Genomic DNA, 16,578 nt, shown 5'->3' on the forward strand with positions numbered 1-16,578 from the left:
AGGTCGGGCACTCCCGTATCAAACGACATTGCGTTTGCGGAACCCTGTGCGAGGAGTGCCGAAATTGCTACAACAGATGCCTTCAACGCAAATCGGGTCTCGTGAAACGAACCACTTCTGTATCGCTGGAATGCCATGTTCCCTAGTCTCCTGGAGTTATTGTCGGTGCGTCGAACGGTCTTGGCCGATGTGCGTGTTCGGTCTGGCGGCAAGATGAAGCGCTTCAGGCCTTCGTGATTTTCGTCATAATGATCTATATTATTATCACGCAGGTCAAGGCAAACGACGCTGGGGAAAACCAGAAGATCGATTCATCTATCCGGCGTGCCGTGAGCACATTGCAAGCAGTGCCGCGGACTGAGCAAAGCACGAAGTAGCACACGACACGACCGAATCGCCCAGCAATAAAAAAAGGAGGCTCAGCGAGCCTCCTCATCTCAATTTCAATCAGAGTTATATGCGCGCGCTGCGCCTCAATAAATCAGAAAACGCGCGCGCCTGGTTTCAATCATTGCCGCTGCCGGCCAGTGCTTCAGGCGTCAACTCACGCTCGCCCGGAACCTTGATGTGAAAGTTGTAATAGCCCGTCGGCCCGAGAATTGACTGTAGCGAATAGTTGCCCTTCGTGAAGTCAAACACGGAGAAGATCGCAGCATAAGGGGTATAGGCGTCGTACACCTGGAACTCGTACGTAAACAGCGCCTTGTACAGATTCCCGCCGCCGTCGTAGGTGTCCTCCATGCCAGTTGCCGGGGCATCCTCATCGACATAAAACACCCGCTTGCTATACGCATGCCGCATTCCTGATTTGAGCGTCGCCTCGACCACCCAGACCCGGTGCAATTCCCAGCGCTCACATGCGGGGTCCAGCGTATGAGCTTTAAGCGCCTGGTTTTCTCCGACGCACTGCATCCCCAGCTTGTAGTTGTCGTACGGGATGTACATCTCCTTCTTGCCGATCAGCTTGAAGTCGAAACGGTCCATCGCTCCGCTAAACAGAAACGCCTCGTCGAAAAACGAAGTGCCGCCCGTCTGCGCACTCGGCGTGTCATAGGCGAAAGTCGGGGCCATTTTGACTCGCCGCTGCCCTGGATCAAACTGCCATGCCTGACGCGGATCCTTCACCGGATTCAGGTAGTCCGAGTAACCAAGCATGGCTCCTCGCTGGCGAGCCGGATTCTGCGTCACGATGTATAACTGATTGAATTTCTCCGGGTTTGACCGGCCCTCTGTCATATAGAACGGCTTCTCGGTATAGGAGTCGAGTTCGTTGGCCACGTAGGGATGTCCGCTGGTATCCACTATGTACGAGCGGGCGTCATGTGCCCTGGCAGGTGCGACGTAAGCTGTCAGTAGATTCCACATGACTTCGTCGCCGGTCTTCGGAATCGGGAAAGGCACACCACCGCGGCACGCCGTGTCCAGCGCGACGCCTCCCTGCGACGACTTGCACTCAGTTGCGTTGCGCTTCGAAGCCGCATAGACCGCATCCGGGTACGCTGCCGTCCGATGCGTCGGATAGATGTCCAGGTAGTAGTCGGGGTTGCGCTTGAGCAATTCTTTGGTCCCGGCGCTGAGCTTGTCGGCGTACTGCGCCACGTTCTTGCCGTCGATGCGCAGGACCGGCTTCTCGTCCTTGAACGGATCAATGTACGCACCGGGCGCGAGCTTCGGCGTGTACCCTGCCGGCGGTTTAGTCAGCCCGCCCGTCCAAGCCGGAATCGTGCCGTCTGCGTTGCCGGCCATAATCGCGCCGACCGGCGTAAGCGTAGTGCCCAGCGCCTTCGCTTCATCTGCCGATACCGCCGCGAAACAGCTGTAAGAGCTGACTGCGAGCGTGCACGCCAGTGTTACTGCTTTCAGAACATTCATACTGTCTCCAATCTCTTTTTGATGTTTCGGCCGCGCCGAGGACTTCGCTGAACAGCAGAATCACTTCAGCGACGAAACCCCGCCGTTATCGCCCCCTGCGCCGAAACTTCGACGCATACGAACTTCGGGCGGCCGCCCGATCGAGGCGAACAGAGGGCAAACCCCAAGACATGGCAGCCCTTCCGGCCACTCTCCGACCATTCAGCACGGCCCTCTTCTGCTCGCCTTAATCCTATATATCATTATTATTGTTTGCAAGTGGTTTTTGGCTGCGCGACGTCTCCCTTATCGTTCGTCACAGCCCGCCTGCGCGTCAGGGATAATCCGCGCGCCTCAACGCGGCAGTCCGAGACCACGCTGGGCGATCAGCGTGCGCTGTATTTCGTTTGTCCCGCCGCCGACGACGATCATGATCGAGTGACGCAGCAGGTGCTCAAGCCGACCGTCCGCGACTGTACCAGCCGAGCCGGTCGAGAGCGAAGCATCGGTGCCGAAAATGTCGAGCGCCGCCTCGCCGACACGTTGCATCAGTTCGCCGCTGAAAATTTTGCTCATGCCCGCTTCGAACGTGACCTGCATACCGGCCTCGGCCAGCCGCGCGCTGCGGGTGAGCAATTGACGGGCAACTTCAATCTCCGCCGCCAGCATGCCGATCCGCTCGCGCACCGTGGCGTCGCCCGACAAGCGCGAGGACGCCCGCACCTCAGCCAGCATTTTTTCGAACGCCGCGCGTACCGTGGCAACAAAGCCGCCCATTGAGATCCGTTCGGTCGCAAGCGCCGACGTGAGAATCGCCCAACCCTGATTGACCTCGCCGACCAGCGCGCTCGCGGGAACACGAACGTTATCGAGGAACTCAGTACAGAACGTATGCCCGTACATCGCCATCGACGGCCGGATCGTGATGCCTGGTGTGTTCATCGGCACGACGAACACACTGATCCCCGCGTGCTTCGGTTTGGCGTCCGGGTCGGTACGTGCGGCGAGCCACATGTAGTCCGCGTATTCCGCGCCAGTTGTCCATAGCTTCTGGCCGTTGATGACCCATTCGTCTCCGTCGCGCACTGCAGTAGTTTTGACTGCGGCGAGATCCGAACCCGCTTCTGGCTCGCTATAGCCGAGACAGAACGTCACCTCACCGCGCGCAATGCGAGGCAAAAACTCGTTCTTCTGCGCCTCGCTGCCGTACTGCATCAGCGCGTGCGCCTGAATCGCGCCACGGCTCGACGGCGCACCAGCAAGCTGCGTTTCCTCGACAAAGGCGAGCTGTTCCAGCGGCGTTCTCGCCTGGCCGCCAAATTCAGCCGGCCAGTTGAGCGAATTCCAGCCCTTCGCGCCGAGTCCGCGCGCGTACTCGGGATCGAAAGCGCCGATCACGACCTCTCCCGCGCCGGACGCGATGCGCGGCCTGGTCCAGTGCTCGTGAAGCCATGCCCGCACTTCCGCGCGGAATGCATTGCCCGAGCTGCCCAGATCGTATTCGGGCAACGATCCGCCCGCGTCGATCAAGGCTTGAGCCAGCTCGGCGCGCGCACCGCGCACGCCGCCGTGACGGATGAGGTCGGCATGCGCGCGCCGGAAATGGCGCGGTGCTTCATGTTCCTCGGCGTAGCCGATCGCGCCCAGCACGTGTTGCGCTTCCAGCGCAACCTGGCGCAGCGCCGGACTGGCATAGGCGAATGCGGCGCAAGCAAAGTAACGCCAGTGTTCAGTGCCCAGATCGAATGCCTCGCCGGCGTGTTCAAGCGTCAGGCGCGCGCCGTCGAGTGCAGTCAGAGCGTCGGCCAGTTTGTGCTGAATCGCCTGAAAACGGCCGATCGGCTGGCCGAACTGATGCCGCTGTTTCGCATGCTCAACGGCGAGTTCAAATGCACGCTCAGTCGCGCCCAGGCCTCGCGCCAGCAGGCAAAGACGGCTCAACAGTTCCACGTCGCGGCGCGCCTGATCCGTCAGCGGAGTGAGTGTCGCCGGTACATCGTCGAACCTTACGCGTGCGAGCGGCGGCACCGCGAGCCCTGGCGTCGGCTCATATGACACACCGGACGAACTGCGTTCGACGATAGCGAAACCGGCCAGATCTTCAGATAGCACGACGATGTGGGTCGCCTCTGCCAAGCCTTCGACGCCCCCGACTTCCCCATTGAGTTTTCCGTCCGTCAGGGTCAGCGGTTGCCGGGAGCCGACTTGATCGCCCGCACCAAAAACCACGGCGAGACTCGCCTGTCCTTCCTGCATGGCGGACGCAAGCGCGCTGTCAGCATCCGCTGCGTCGAGCAGCCAGTTCGTGAGTACGGTTTCACGCATGGCAGCGGGACAAGCGGCTCGGCCAAGCTCCTTCAATACGATCAGCGCCTCCCGCAAGCCGCCAGCGGACTGCCGGCCACCGAGAGTCAGCAGACCCTGCTCGCCCAGGCGGCGCAGTATCGAGCGCACCGCAGCCGGATCGCTCGCCAGCGTCAGGGCGCTCTCGGCGGACCAATGTTTGGACAGAAGCGCGCGAACACTGTCACGAATCAGTTCCCGATCCTCGTCAGTCGTCTTACCGATTTCATCGGTCGTTACGGGTGATGTCATCCTCAGCCTCTTCAAAATATGCGATTGCGTGATGCTCTTGATGCGATATGTGTCTACTCAGACGACACGTGTCGTGTAAACTAACACGACGCGGATTTGCCACGCAATACGGTTAAACCGGCATCGGGTGGTTGTCATGCAACGTCAATGAGTAAGATGTCGCAACCTGAAGATAGGAACCAACATGAAGGAATTTGAGGAAGACACGCCTGGCGACGTGTCGATTCGTGAGCGGCATCGGCAGATCACGCGCCTGGCGATCCTTGACGCAGCACATGCCGTATTCCACGAACATGGGCTGCGCGCAGCGACGATCGATCAGATCACCCGCGCGGCGCGCATCAACCGGGCGACCTTTTATCTGCATTTCAAGGATAAGCTCGAAGTCGCAGCGAATCTTGCGCGCCGGCTCGTGGCGGTCCACAAGGAGCACTACGGCGAGCTGGCTGCCCTGCGTTCGCCAACCCGGGCAAGCGTGCGCAAGTGGGTCGAGCGCTATCTGGCTTTCGTCGAGGAAGAACGCCTGCTGACGGCAATGTTGACTGAAGCAACATCCGCTGAGCCTGCGTTCGCTCAGGAGTACCTCGACTATCTGGGGCGTATCGTGGACACCCGGCTCGAAACACTGCTCGCTCGCGCGACTGGCAAGCCACGCGAGGTATTACGTAGCAAGCTGATTCTGCTGCAGATGATGATGTCTCACTACGGGTACTACACGGTGGGCCAGGCGCTGACGTTTCCCGGCAAGTTTCCGATCGACGCGCTTGCCGACATCTGGTGGAACGAGGTCTTCAGCCCACAAGCGTGAGCGCGCGCCGGCCTGCCGTGCCTGAACCTTTTCTCGACGCGGTTACCGCGGGCCACCCCGGAGCGTATCGGCCAGGACCCTTGCAGCGGCCTCGATCAGTCGCTCGGGCGTCACGCCAAAGGCGTTCGATCCGCCTGGCACATATGCGGCAAGGCGGTCGAGCATCGCGAGCATCACACCGGCGGCCGAAAGCGGATGATCGATATCCGGACGCGCATGTGCAATTTTGACGGAAAGTGCTTTTAACAACGGCAGCGAAGCATCTTCCTCCGCTTTCGCAAAGCGCGGCTCGCCTTCGGCGACGAGCATCGAACGAACGCGCAGCAAAGGCGCGTGTTCGCGCCAATACGCCAGATAATCAGACACGAACTCAAGGGCTCTTGCGTCGATTTCGTCAGGGGGCCACGCAGCGTCGAGCAGCCCGACAATATGGTCGTCACCCATTAATAGCTGCTGCACGGTGGCCAGCACCGCGTCGACTACACCATCGAAATACAGGTAAAAGTTAGGCAGCGAAGTACCTGCCTCGCGCGCGATGTCGGCCGCACGCAGCTGCGCGAGTGGACAGGTACGCAGCAAGTTGCCGGTGGCTTCGACGAGGCGCTGGCGCTTCTCCTGACCCTTGCGGCGCATCGCCTGGCCGGACTTGTTAATTGACGGTGACCCGATGGACATGCTCGTGACGTCGTGAACAAAAAGTGAAACCGCGCCATTCTACGTCGACTCGTGCCGCGGCATCCGACCTGCCGCGTCTTCAGAAAGGCCGCGCATGGAGACCGCCCGTTCAGCATCGGGGACGATCGCGGCCGCTGATGGCGCGGACTCTATCAGGCGGGCATGCTGACGGTCTTAAGTCGAATGAACTCGTCGAGTCCCGGCCGTCCGCCCTCCTTACCGTAACCGGACAGGCCGACCCCGCCAAACGGCGCCCAAGCCGGAATATTGCGCGAGCCGTTGATGTGTACGTAGCCGGTCCTGAGCGCGGTCGCCACGCGTTGCGCACGCTTCAGATCGTTCGTCTGCACGTAGCCGCCAAGCCCGTAGTCGGTCGAATTGGCGATGGCAATCGCCTCCTCCTCCGTCCTGAAGCGATGAATCACGAGAACCGGACCGAACACCTCATTCCGTGCGATCTCACTACGCGGGTCAACGTCCGCGATCACAGTCGGTGCAACGTAACAACCTGCCGCGAGGTGGCCGCCGAGTCGCTCGCCACCGGTTATCACGCGCCCCGCGCCGCTGTCGCGCGCACGGCCGATCATGCCCAGCACGCGCTCACAGGCCGCCTGATTGATCAGTGGACCCACGATGGTCGCCGGGTCGAACGGATCGCCCACTGGCAGATGGCTCGCGACCGCCGCGACCGCTTCGACCGTACGGTCATAGATGCTATCGTCGATGAGCAGGCGTGTGGGCAGTTCGCACCCCTGACCGCTCAACAACCCGACGCTCCAGAACGCCGCAAATTGTGCGACCGCCTGGATATCGGCATCGGAAAACACGATGTTGGCCGATTTGCCGCCCAGTTCGAGCACCGCCGGCTTCAATAGATCCGCGCACTGATGCAGGATCTTGCGCGCGGTCGCAGGGCCGCCCGTGAAGGTGATTTTCTCGACATCAGGATGCGCGATCAACGCCTCGGCGGCCTCGGCCGCACCGGGCACCACATTCACGACACCCGGCGGAATGCCGGCCTCACGCGCGAGATCGGCGAACAGACAGGCCACGAAAGGAGTTTGCTCTGCCGGCTTGATGACGACGGTGTTACCTGCGGCGAGCGCGGGGGCAACCTTCATGCCCAGCGAAATCAGCGGACCATTCCAGGTCACGATGATGCCGATTACGCCATACGGCTCGGGCAACGTATAGACGAACTCATCCGCTGGCGGCATCGACACCACCTGCCCGTCGATCTTGTCCGCCCATCCGGCGTAGTAGTTCGTCCACTCGACCGCGAGGCGTGGACCACCCGCGCCGACTGTCACCGGCGTACCGCCTTCCAGGGCCGCGAGGCGAATGAACTCGTCGCTGCGCGACTCGATCAGTGAGGCGAGGCGTGCGAGCTTCTCGCGCCGCTCAACGGCCGGCATCCGGCGCCACACGCCGAAAGCCTGCTTCGCACTGGCGACGGCCTGCTCGACCTCAGTCTTTCCGGCCAGCGGCACATCGGCCTGATGCTCGCCGGTTGCGGGATTGATATGGGCAAAGACGCCGCCGCTGCCAGCGGTGAGATCCCGCTCACCAATCACGAGACGACCGGCCGGCACTCGCCGGTCGATCCCGGGTTTAATCATGTCGTTCATGGGGATACCTTTTGCTGTGAACAGATGGCAATCAGAGCCGGACGATCGTCCCGCCATCCACCGGCAGGATCTGGCCGTTGATGTAATGCGCGTCGTCGCTGAGCAGGAAAATGCCGACTCGCGCGATCATCTCGGGCGCCGCGACTTCAGAGGTGGGCTTGCCGAGCATCTGCGCCCACTGGCCCATCTGCTCGACTGTCATGATGGGTTGCATCCCTTCCGTCGCAGTGGTCCCCGGCGCGATCGCATTGACACGGATACCGAGCGGCCCGAGGGTCTGCGACAGATTGACGGTCAGTGCGTTGACCCCGGCCTTCGACACCGAATAGATGCCGGTCTTCATCCAGCTGCCGATCGACGACGTATTGACGATCGCGCCGCCGCCTGCGGCCTTCATGGCCGGCACCACGGCCTGCGTCATGTACAGCACGCTGTGCATGTTGACCGCGACGATGCGCAGGTAGTCGTCGACCGCGAGTTCGGGCAGCGGTGCTGCGAAAGAAGCACTGAGGAGCCCCGCGTTGTTCACCAGGTAGTCGATGCGTCCGAACGCCTGCGTCGCGGCCGACGCGCAGGCAAGACAGGACGCGGGGTCACCTACATCGGTTGCGTGCGCGATCGCGCGACCGCCTTCGGCACGAATACTCTTCGCCACCGCCTCTGCCGCGTCGGCCTGGATATCTGCGACGACCACCGACGCGCCGCGCTGCGCCAGCAGGCGCGCATAGGCTGCGCCCATACCCTGCGCCGCACCGGTGACGATCGCTACCTTGCTCTCGAAACTCATCTCGTTGTCTCCTCGATTTCTCGTGTCACGTCATTAACGGAGTACTATTCCGTTTTTTATTATCACGATCTAGTGCTGACCAGGTCAAGCGGAAAGCAACACCGTGCTTTCCCTGGGTCGAAAGCTTTGGGGTGCCAACCAAGGCACTCATGCGCAAAGTGCTTTACCAGGCGTCGACTTGTTAATAATATATATAATAGATACGATAATTGCTTACCCTGCGTAAGCAGATCCACTATTCCTTGAGCATTGACCTGGCGATGAAAACGAAAGTATGTGAAATGTTGCGGATCGAACTTCCTATCTTTGCGTTTTCGCACTGCCGGGACGTGGTTGCGGAAGTCACGCGCGCGGGTGGCATGGGCGTTCTGGGGATCAGCGGATACACGCCCGCACAGTTGGAGCAGGAACTGCACTGGATCGACCAGCACACGGACGGCAAGCCCTACGGCGTCGACATCCTGATTCCCAATAAATACGAGGCGTCAGCGAAACGCTCGAACGGACGTCCCACGCTGCCCGAGGAAAACCAGCGCTTTCTCAAGAAACTCTGCGACGACGCGGGTATTCCGCCGTTGCCGGCCGGAGAAGGAGACCGTATGTTCGATGAGTTTGTCGAACGCTTGCACATGACCCCGGAAGCCGCCGAAGAACTGTTCGAGGTCGTGTTGCGCCATCCGAACGTCAAGCTACTGGTCAACGCGCTGGGCACGCCGCCCAGGCACAAGGTCGACGAGCTTCATGCAAAGGGCATCAAAGTGGGCTCGCTGGTCGGTCGTCTGGATCATGTGGCCGCCCAGATCGAAGCGGGCGTCGATGTTCTTGTGGCTCAAGGCAGCGAGGCCGGCGGACACACCGGCACGATCACGTCGATGATTCTCTGGCCGCAGGTGGTCGACGCAGCGGGCGACATTCCGGTGCTCGCTGCCGGCGGCATCGGACGCGGCCGGCAAATGGCGGCCGCCCTGGCGCTGGGCGCAGAGGGAATCTGGTGCGGATCGATCTGGCTGGGCACGGACAAGAGCGATTTGACTCCGGAAATGAAACAGCGGCTCTTCAATGCGAAGTCAGAAGAAGCGGTCCAATCGCGGATGCTGTCGGGCAAGCCGTGCCGCATGCTAAAGAGTAAGCTGAGCGACGCATTCGAGCAGCCCGGTGCACCGAAGCCGCTGCAAATGCCGCTGCAGACCATTTCGACCTTCGAAGCACGCACCCGCATCGAACGTGCGCGCGCGAGCGACTACATGAGCTACCCAGTCGGGCAGATCGTCGGCGACATGAACGGTGAAACCACGGTGAAGGAAATCGTCTACGGCTTGCTGAACGAATTCCTCGATGCGGCCGAGCGTCTCCATCAACTGGTTCACGCCGAAGACGCGGCGTAGAAGTCCAGCAGCGGATATGGGAGTACCAGCGCTCGACTCGCGATCGCTGGATCGATGCAGACAAAACGCGGAGAAGACACGTGCCGGTACCCTTGTCGCTATCTACCCGTCTCAGGCTTCCGTTGATCGGGGCCCCGATGTTTCTGGCTTCGACACCGGGCCTGGTTGCCGCTCAATGTCAAGCCGGAATCGTGGGCGCGATGCCCGCGATGAACGCTCGCAGCACTGACGTGCTCGACGACTGGCTGGCAGAACTGGTGGCGTTGCTGGCACAACCCGTTCGAGACGGCGCACGACCCGCCGCACCTTTTGCGGTCAATCAGATCGTCAGCCGCACGAATAAGCGGCAAGACCAGGATCTGGCGATCCTGGTCAAGCACCGGGTTCCAGTAGTGATCACCAGCGTCGGTGCGCCGGGCGACGTGGTTGCGGCCGTGCACAGCTATGGCGGCCTTGTCTTCCACGACGTGGTCAGCGTGAGACACGCCGAGAAGGCAGTCGCAGCAGGTGTAGATGGCATCGTTGCAGTATGCGCCGGCGCGGGAGGGCATGGAGGGACACTCAACCCGTTTGCGTTCGTCAGCGAAATCCGCCGCTTTTATTCGGGCACTCTGCTGCTGGCAGGGACGCTGACCTCGGGCAAGGATCTGCTGGCCGCGCGGGTGATGGGCGCCGATCTCGGTTATATCGGCACGCGCTTTCTGGCCAGCGAGGAATGCGAAATCGCTCGCGGCTACAAGCAGATGCTGGTTACCTCGAATGCCGACGAGATCGTCAACACGGCGCTATTCAGCGGCCTGCGCGGCAACTATCTGGCACCTAGCATCGTGCGGACCGGACTCGACCCGGACAACCTGCCGTTGCCCCTCAGGCCGGGCGTCGGAACGGGTGGGCACGGCGAATTCAAGCTCTGGAAGGACATCTGGGCGGCCGGCCAAGGGGTTGGCGGCATCACGGACATTCCATCGGTTGCCGAAATCGTCGCGCGACTCGAAAAGGAATACCAGTCTGCGCTAGGCCAATTCGCAGAATTGCCCGAATGTGCCTGGTCATGAGTTGCGCGACGATGCGCGTCCCGCGACGTCAGAACAAATCAGGAGCGATTCATCCATGCCAGCCGTAACCCGCCAGGACGCCGGTGACTTTGCGGTCCTGACATTAAACCGCCCGGAAGTGCTCAATGCAGTCAGCAACCACCTGCTCGATGAGTTCGAAGCGCATCTAGACGACATCGAATCGGGCACGCCGCGAGCATTGATCATCACCGGCCAGGGACGGGCATTCTGCGCCGGATCGGACCTCAATGAACGGGACGGCGATCCCGCGCTGCGCATCGCGCAGGTACACCGTCTGATCGAACGGATGACCTGCTTCCCGAAGATTTCGATTGCTGCTCTCAACGGGCCGGCGCTGGGCGGGGGTCTCGAGATCGCGTTGGCCTGCACCTTCCGGGTCGCGGTCTCCGACGCGCGCCTCGGCCTGCCCGAGATCAAGCTCGGATTGATGCCGGTCTACGGTGGGACGCAACTGTTGCCCCGGCTCATCGGTGAACGCCGTGCGCTTCAGATGATGCTGAGCGGCGAAGCGGTTGCCGGCGCGAAGGCACTGGAGTTTGGACTGGTCGACCAACTGGTCGAGCGAGCGTCCGACTTACTGGACGCCGCGCTACACATGGCGAAGGACCATGCGCTGTACGGCCTCATAGCGCAGCGGGCGATTCGTCGCGCGGTGCGCGAAGGTCTACAACTTCCGTTGACCGACGCGTTGACGCTTGAACGCACGCTTGGTCGGCAGGTGGCCGCGACAGCAGACGCGCGGGAAGGCATTCAGGCGTTCCTGGAAAAGCGCACGCCCGTATTTCGCGATGTGTAGATTGTGTTTTCCGGCTCGTCTGGAAGACCCATGGCTCGCCGGGAAGACCCATCTTTCCTGCCGCCACCCGCAGCCATGACGGGGCCTTCGCTGCATCGCCGGGAACACATCCCGCGCAGATCAGGACGCGATGCAATCCTGACGCCGAAAAGGCCGCCGACGGGACCGATGTGGAAACCGTCGCTCGGGTCGATGGCGTGATATCGCCGCCGCCCCCACGCACCGTGCTAAAAATGGTGTCCACAAGCGCTGCTGGGAGAACAGCTCTTTTCGGCATATCGACCCATGGCGGAACAAGCTGGTGAGCCGGCGTTGGCCGAACGAGTACTCGCGCCGAAATAGTTGCCTGTCTCGGACAGGCCGACCGGTTCGCAGCGATGTTCAGCTAGGGCTCGGGCATCCGCTCTCGCTACGCAAGCGCGAGAGCGCGCCTGATTCCTGGAAGAGGACTGCATACGACAGCGTTGCCGGGGCATCATAGTAGACGCAAGTCTGATTCGAATAGCCGCCCACTTTATCGTATAAATGATTAAAATAAATATAAACAAGGCGCCTTGCGTCCTGGTAGCGCTCACGCATGGCGTGTCGGCACGATCGACACCGCAGTTGCGTCAGAGCGTCAGTCCTTCGCCATTGAAGCACTGATCGCGTCCGCCGACCTGGAAAGACGCCCGCAGCAAAACCCGGAGCCCCAACACAACTTCTTACGGACGAACCAACCCATGTCCAGAATTGCAGACAACACCCCTGTCGTGATCGGCGTCGGACAGGCCAGCGAGCGCCTGAACGCGCCCGGGTATCGCCAGCTGTCGCCGGTGGATCTGGCGGCACAGGCGGCTAGCGCAGCCTGCGACGACGCTCTGTCTCTCCCCGCGCTTGCGCCGGCAATCGACGCTATCTTCGCCGTGCGCACGGTGGCCGACTCGGTGGCGGCGCCGATGCGTGCGCAGATGGCGCCGTTTGGCTCACCCGAGAACGTGCCCGCCAGCGTCGCAAAGCGTCTCGGGGCCACGCCACGCCTGATGGTCTATTCGCCTGCATGCGGCGACGAACCGCAGAAGCTGCTGAGCGAGGCCTGCGAACGGCTGCACAGCGGTGAGCTGGAAATGGCGCTTGTATGTGGGGGCGAGGCCATTTCTACCCAGCGCGCCGCGCAAGCCGCCAAACAGGCGCTGGATTGGTCCGAACCCAGCGACGCAACGCTCGAGAATCGCAACTGGAATCTGGGCACGCTGCGCACTCGGCATATGAACGATCACAAGATGATCATGCCGACCACGGTCTACGCGATGCTTGAGAACGCGCGACGCAAGCGTCTGGGGCTATCGCGCGACGCCTATGCTCACGAAATGGGCCGTCTCATGTCGCCCTTCTCCAGCGTAGCCGCAGCCAATCCGCACGCTGCCGGCCACAAGAAGGTGTGGGCTGCAGAGGAAATTGCCACGATCGGCGCCGACAATCGCATGATCGCCGATCCACACCCGATCTCGGTGGTGGCGCGCGACCAGGTGAACCTCGGAGCGGCGGTGTTGCTGACCACAGTCGGCACGGCGCGCAAACTCGGCATCGCCGAAAGTAAATGGGTGTATCTGCACGGCTATAGCAGTGTCGAGGAGCGCGCGGTACTGGAGCGTGAGCGCCTCGACCAATCCGTCGCGATGGATCTGGCTTATCGCCACGCGCTCGGAGAAGCAGGCGTCGATATCTCGCAGATCCGCTATATCGACATCTATAGCTGTTTTCCGATTGCGGTATTCTCGGCCACCGACGCGTTGGCACTCGACGCACAGGATCCGCGCGGCCTGACCGTCACCGGGGGTCTGCCCTTTTTCGGCGGTCCGGGCAATAACTACTCGATGCACGCTATTGCCGAGGTGGTAGCACGCTTGCGCGCGGACCCCGGCAGTTTCGGCCTCGTCGGCGCCAATGGCGGTTTCCTCTCCACGCATGCGGTGGGCGTTTACTCGACCACTCCCCGGGCCTGGAAAACCTGCGACAGCCGGGACATCCAGGCCCGGGTGAACCAGCTGCCCGCGCCGTCCTTTTCGCGCGAGCCGGAAGGCTGGGCCACCGTCGAAACCTACACGGTCCTGTATGGCAAGGAAGGGCCGACGGACGTTGTCGTGGTCGGCCGCCTCGAACTCACCGGCGAGCGTTTCATCGCTAATAGCATCCGCGGCGATAGCGACGCGCTGCGAGCCTTTGTCGACGGCGACGGTCTGAATCTGCGCATCTGCTTGCGTCCACACTACCAGGGCCTCAATCAGTTTGCGCTCGATGAAGAGAGCCTTAATCGCCTGCTGCCCAAGCATCCGAATCGCATTCTGCCTCACTACGAACACGTGCACGTGGAACGCAATGGCCCGCTACTCGAAGTGACCATCAATCGGCCGGACGTGAACAACGCGCTCACGCCCGAGGCCAACGACGAGCTCGAACAGATCTTCGACGCATTCGACGCCGATCACAGCCTGTGGCTCGCCATCATTACCGGCGCCGGCGCGCGCGCGTTCTGCACCGGCAATGACCTCAAGGCGGGCGCCTCCGGGCGTCGCATGTGGATGCCACGTACCGGCTTCGGCGGTCTCACAAGCCGTCGCACCCGCGTCAAGCCCGTTATCGCCGCGGTGAACGGCTATGCGATGGGCGGCGGATTCGAGATCGCGCTCGCTTGCGATCTGATCGTCGCAGACGAGAAAGCGCAGTTCGCCTTGAGCGAGGTGCGTGTCGGACTGCTCGCCGGTGCCGGGGGCCTGCAACGGCTGACGCGCCAGATTCCGTACAAGCAGGCAATCGATCTGATTCTCACCGGCCGCCGCGCCAGTGCGGAGGAAGGCCGTGCCCTTGGCTTCGTGAATCGCGTGGTGCCCGAAGGTACGGCACTGGAAGCCGCCCGGCAACTCGCAAAAGAACTGCTGGAAAACTCACCCACCTCGATCCGCCTCTCGCTTGAGATGCTCAGGGACTCAGAGCGGTTTGCCAGCACGACTGACTCGGTCGGGCTCCCCTATCCGGCGCTTGAGCGTCTGCTGGCAAGCGAAGACCGTGTCGAGGGCATGATGGCCTTCGCCCAGAAGCGCAAACCGGAATGGAAAAACCGCTGAGCGCCGGCTAGCTCAGTTCGTTCCGTCGCCCAGCGGGCGGCGGAGAGACGGTGTAACGTACGGGCGCATGGCCACTTCAGGCTAGCAAGGCCCGCAACGCGCTAACGAGGCTCAACGGCTGATCCAGCATGATGTGGTGGTGCGCCTCGGGTATCACGACGGCGCGCCGCCCCTGCCCGATGGCCGCCTCGATATGCTCGAGCCGTTCGGCATTGCATATCACGCTGTGGGCGCCCCCGATGTAGTCAGTCGGCACGTCCAGTTGCCGCAACGCGGCTTGCGTCCCGAACTCGAGACGCGCGGCTGGCAACTCCGTGTCGAATTTCCAACTCCAGCCGCCTTTCACCTGCCGCACCGAATGATGGGCGATATAGGCCAGCGCCCACGGCGGGCAAGGTTGCTCGGGCAGCAGCCGGTAGCGCTCAACGATGCTCGCATAATCCGGATAGGGCTGCACGCGCCCCAGCTTCGCCGCAACGCGCTCTTCGTCCAGAGCCGGAAATGGAACGAACGTATCGACGATAATCAGGCGCTTCACCAGCCCCGCATGCTGCGCGGCCAGGTGAATACTGCAGGCACCGCCAAAGCTGTGACCGACCACGGTCACCGGTCCCTCGGCGAGCTGGCCGATCAGCACCGCCAGATCGTCCGCGAAGCGGGGCTGATAACCATAGTCACCCCGTCTGCCACTCATACCCATACCCATCAGATCCACTGCCAGCACGCGGAATTGCCCAGTCAGGAACGGCGCAACGGGATCCCACGCGTGCGTGTGCGCGCGATACCCATGAACCAGCAGCAATAGCGGCTTCTCGATCTCTCTCTCGTTCCAGAACACACAGTGCAAGTGCTCGCCCGTCGGCATGAAGACCTGCCGGACGGTCGTCGGTTGCTGGACGGCTTTCAGATACCACGCGGGCGCATGCGCATCGCACAGGATCTTCAGCAGTTCGTCGGAAACGTTCGGGGCGGAACTGACCATACTCTCCTTTTTGACGACGAATCATCCGTTTCATTTATTCCCTCGTCCACTCCCGCAGGATGTCTGGATCGGGACATATTTTAAATATTATAATCATATATCTCATTAAGCCGATCTCGTATCGAGGTCAACTCCCCTCACCTCTACTCGAGGTCCACATGGCTTCATTCGATTTCAATGGCAAGACCGCGTTGGTCACCGGCGCATCCGGCGGGATAGGTGCGCAGATCGCGCGTCGGTTAGCCGGGTCCGGCGCAGTCGTCGCCGCGCATTGTGGCCGTAACCGCAACGCCGCCGATCAACTCGTGGGCGAGATCAAGGCTAACGGCGGTAAGGCGTTCGTTGTGCAAGCGGATTTGCGCGACGTCACCGGGCTGTCCTGCCTTTATGACGCAGTGATGCACGGCTTCGAACTGACTACGCAGCGGCGGCAACTGGACTTCCTCGTCAACAATGCGGGCGCAGGCGGCTCGCTGCCTTTGACGCAGGTTACGCCCGAGCACTTCGATGAGGAATGCGACATCCTGTTTCGTGGCACATTCTTCATGTGCCAGCTCGCGTGCGAACACCTTTGCGACGGCGGACGCATCGTCAACATCTCATCGAATGCAGCCAACGGCGCATTGCCGTACCAGGCGGTGTATGCTGCGGCCAAGGCGGCGGTCAATCACCTGACGCTCTCGTTCGCCCAGCATCTGGGGCACCGCGGCATTACGGTCAACGCCGTCTCTCCTGGCGCGACGGATACCGCATTGATTGCCAACCTGCGCGCCAGAAAAGGATTCGACGAAAGCGTGCTGCGTCTGACGGCTTTGGGGCGGCTCGGACAGACGGATGACATTGCGTCAGCTGTGATGTTGCTCTTAAGTCCGGAGGCCCGCTGGATCACGG

At 61.7% G+C, this 16,578-nt stretch carries 13 protein-coding genes and 1 pseudogene; 7 read left to right on the forward strand and 7 right to left on the reverse strand.

The genetic code is table 11. From position 1 onward, the window contains the following. Window positions 1-504 precede the first annotated feature (504 nt). The 3 genes and pseudogenes from VGH68_RS24040 to VGH68_RS24050 form a co-directional block, all read right to left on the reverse strand. The gene (locus VGH68_RS24040) at window positions 505-1,872 is read right to left on the reverse strand and encodes a DUF1329 domain-containing protein (RefSeq protein ID WP_331606208.1); all 1,368 of its coding nucleotides are present in this window, start codon (window positions 1,870-1,872) and stop codon (window positions 505-507) included. A 333-nt stretch (window positions 1,873-2,205) separates the two neighbouring features. Beyond that, window positions 2,206-3,381, reverse strand: coding sequence for an acyl-CoA dehydrogenase family protein (locus tag VGH68_RS24045; protein ID WP_331606219.1), 1,176 nt, complete (start codon window positions 3,379-3,381; stop codon window positions 2,206-2,208). A gap of 96 nt (window positions 3,382-3,477) precedes the next feature. After that, window positions 3,478-4,176: pseudogene (locus VGH68_RS24050) on the reverse strand (acyl-CoA dehydrogenase family protein); the annotation flags it as partial. On the opposite strand from VGH68_RS24050, the gene VGH68_RS24055 reads away from it, so the two are divergent. Together VGH68_RS24055 and VGH68_RS24060 are read left to right on the forward strand one after the other, a co-directional pair. Then, the gene (locus tag VGH68_RS24055; protein ID WP_331606220.1) at window positions 4,057-4,440 is read left to right on the forward strand and encodes a hypothetical protein; all 384 of its coding nucleotides are present in this window, start codon (window positions 4,057-4,059) and stop codon (window positions 4,438-4,440) included. The pseudogene VGH68_RS24050 and the gene VGH68_RS24055 sit on opposite strands and share 120 nt — an antisense overlap. A gap of 190 nt (window positions 4,441-4,630) precedes the next feature. Next, a complete protein-coding gene (locus VGH68_RS24060; RefSeq protein WP_331606209.1) occupies window positions 4,631-5,254 on the forward strand; it encodes a TetR/AcrR family transcriptional regulator in 624 nt (207 codons plus the stop codon). A gap of 42 nt (window positions 5,255-5,296) precedes the next feature. On the opposite strand, the gene VGH68_RS24065 is transcribed toward VGH68_RS24060, so the two are convergent. The 3 genes from VGH68_RS24065 to VGH68_RS24075 form a co-directional block, all read right to left on the reverse strand. After that, window positions 5,297-5,929, reverse strand: a complete 633-nt coding sequence (locus tag VGH68_RS24065; RefSeq protein ID WP_331606210.1) for a hypothetical protein — start codon at window positions 5,927-5,929, stop codon at window positions 5,297-5,299. A 152-nt stretch (window positions 5,930-6,081) separates the two neighbouring features. After that, window positions 6,082-7,614 (reverse strand): aldehyde dehydrogenase family protein, encoded by a 1,533-nt coding sequence (locus tag VGH68_RS24070; protein WP_331606211.1) that lies wholly within the window; start codon window positions 7,612-7,614, stop codon window positions 6,082-6,084. Beyond that, window positions 7,589-8,344, reverse strand: a complete 756-nt coding sequence (locus tag VGH68_RS24075) for a glucose 1-dehydrogenase (RefSeq protein WP_331606212.1) — start codon at window positions 8,342-8,344, stop codon at window positions 7,589-7,591. Before VGH68_RS24075 ends, VGH68_RS24070 begins: the two co-directional genes overlap by 26 nt. Window positions 8,345-8,604: 260 nt before the next feature. Between VGH68_RS24075 and VGH68_RS24080 the strand changes: the two genes are divergently transcribed. The 4 genes from VGH68_RS24080 to VGH68_RS24095 all read left to right on the forward strand — a co-directional run bounded on the left by VGH68_RS24080 (window position 8,605) and on the right by VGH68_RS24095 (window position 14,705). Continuing rightward, on the forward strand, window positions 8,605-9,729 hold the full coding sequence (locus VGH68_RS24080) for a nitronate monooxygenase (protein ID WP_331606213.1): 1,125 nt from the start codon (window positions 8,605-8,607) through the stop codon (window positions 9,727-9,729). 80 nt (window positions 9,730-9,809) lie between these two features. Then, the gene (locus tag VGH68_RS24085) at window positions 9,810-10,784 is read left to right on the forward strand and encodes a nitronate monooxygenase family protein (protein ID WP_331606214.1); all 975 of its coding nucleotides are present in this window, start codon (window positions 9,810-9,812) and stop codon (window positions 10,782-10,784) included. 55 nt (window positions 10,785-10,839) lie between these two features. Beyond that, window positions 10,840-11,601 (forward strand): enoyl-CoA hydratase/isomerase family protein, encoded by a 762-nt coding sequence (locus VGH68_RS24090; RefSeq protein ID WP_331606215.1) that lies wholly within the window; start codon window positions 10,840-10,842, stop codon window positions 11,599-11,601. Window positions 11,602-12,155: 554 nt separating this feature from the next. After that, window positions 12,156-14,705 (forward strand): enoyl-CoA hydratase-related protein, encoded by a 2,550-nt coding sequence (locus tag VGH68_RS24095; RefSeq protein WP_331606216.1) that lies wholly within the window; start codon window positions 12,156-12,158, stop codon window positions 14,703-14,705. Between the two features lie 76 nt (window positions 14,706-14,781). Here VGH68_RS24095 and VGH68_RS24100 read toward each other — a convergent pair whose 3' ends face one another. Next, on the reverse strand, window positions 14,782-15,687 hold the full coding sequence (locus VGH68_RS24100; RefSeq protein WP_331606217.1) for an alpha/beta hydrolase: 906 nt from the start codon (window positions 15,685-15,687) through the stop codon (window positions 14,782-14,784). A gap of 191 nt (window positions 15,688-15,878) precedes the next feature. Between VGH68_RS24100 and VGH68_RS24105 the strand changes: the two genes are divergently transcribed. Next, the coding region (locus tag VGH68_RS24105) for an SDR family NAD(P)-dependent oxidoreductase (RefSeq protein ID WP_331606218.1) at window positions 15,879-16,578 on the forward strand (700 nt) is incomplete at its 3' end.

Source organism: Paraburkholderia sp. (genome assembly GCF_036488505.1).
Lineage (GTDB): Bacteria > Pseudomonadota > Gammaproteobacteria > Burkholderiales > Burkholderiaceae > Paraburkholderia.